This window comes from Pseudomonas lurida (assembly GCF_013522705.1).
In the GTDB taxonomy this organism is placed as follows: domain Bacteria; phylum Pseudomonadota; class Gammaproteobacteria; order Pseudomonadales; family Pseudomonadaceae; genus Aquipseudomonas; species Aquipseudomonas quebecensis.
In genome coordinates this window covers 1-1,336 of record NZ_JAAMRE010000062.1, presented here as the reverse complement: position 1 = coordinate 1,336, position 1,336 = coordinate 1, and the positions used below count along the sequence as shown (strand labels likewise).

The window sequence follows — 1,336 nt, the reverse complement described above, 5'->3', positions numbered from 1 at the left end:
GCCACATCCTTATTCACCAGCCCCGCCGCCGCTTCCCCTGAGTTGATCGCATACCCGTCAAGCACCTTCAAGTCGTCCACGCCCGGACTGCTGCAGGTCAGCCATACCCTTTGGTTGATAAAGCTCAACGGCCATTTACTGACACTGGCTTTACCTGGGCCGGTAAAGTCCGCCAGGTCCAGAACGCCGCCGTCCGGCAGTCCGTTGATCAGTGGTTGCGGTAAGTTTTCCGGCCGGATCATCTCCACCGTCAGTTCTTGAATGGCAGAGGTCACCCTGTCAGTTCTGATGGTCGCCACGTAACGCAAGGTGATCGTTTTACCGACGCTGTTGGCAATGATCCTTGCGCTGATCGGGAAGTCCACGCGCCCGCCGTCCAACCCGTACCTCCCAGAGATCGGCTCCATTGTGCAATCGGGATAGATCCATTGCAGTTCGATAAAGTGCGTACTGTTCATGCCCTCGTAAGCCACTGCCACAAAAGCATAGTGCTCGTACTGGAGTGGGTAGATGCTCAGGCTCGCACCCGGAAGGTTGTGGAACCTGGGCGCCGGCAGTTCGCTGGGCAGCGCTTGCACGGTGTAACGACGTTCGCGGAACAACACCGCGTTGGCTTTGTTCGAGCCCCGATCAAAACTGACCCAGAACTTGACGGTCAGTATCGACTCATCCTTCAGCTTTCGCAGTTCATCCACGGGCGTTGGCGGCAGGATGCCGTTAACCTCACCGTCGGCAGTGACCAGGTTGTTGGTGTACGTGGCTTCGAAATAAGGCCTTTCCAGGTCGTCATAGGTCCCGGCGTACTCCATCCACATGCGTTGGTTCCGATGGATGAAATGCCAGGTGTTGATCATGGTGCGCTCGGTGCCGGTCAGTCGTGACAGGTCGAGTATCGTTGCATCCCCCACGCCTTCAATGGTCGGGATCGGCAAGGTGTTGAGGTTGAGCAGCAACAGATCGAGGATCAACGACGGTATTTCGCGGGTACCCCGCAGCAGGAAGTATTGCACGCTGATCTGTTGGCCAAAGGGCGCGATGTTAGCCCCCACCACGTCGGCGGGGACAATGAAGTCCAGGGTTTTGTGGCTGTTGCCGTCCTTGGTTTCACTGTGGCTGCCGATGTCGGGAATGCCCGTCCATACGGCGCGGATGCGGTCGGTGGGCAGCATTTGCGGGAACGTGACCCGAATGGTCGCACCCTGTGTGACGGCTTCGGGCGTCAGTTGATCGGGGTTGCGGGAGGCTTCAAGCACTTCGGGTCGCAGCAAATCGCCCAAGGCTTGGCCAACGCTGACGATGAGAGTTTCAGAACGCAGGGCCCCGCCACTTGCCGGGA

At 58.5% G+C, this 1,336-nt stretch carries 1 pseudogene; it reads right to left on the bottom strand.

The annotated features are described in order from the left end of the window. Positions 1-1,277: pseudogene (locus G7025_RS26520) on the bottom strand (hypothetical protein); the annotation flags it as partial. Between the last annotated feature and the right edge of the window lie 59 nt (positions 1,278-1,336).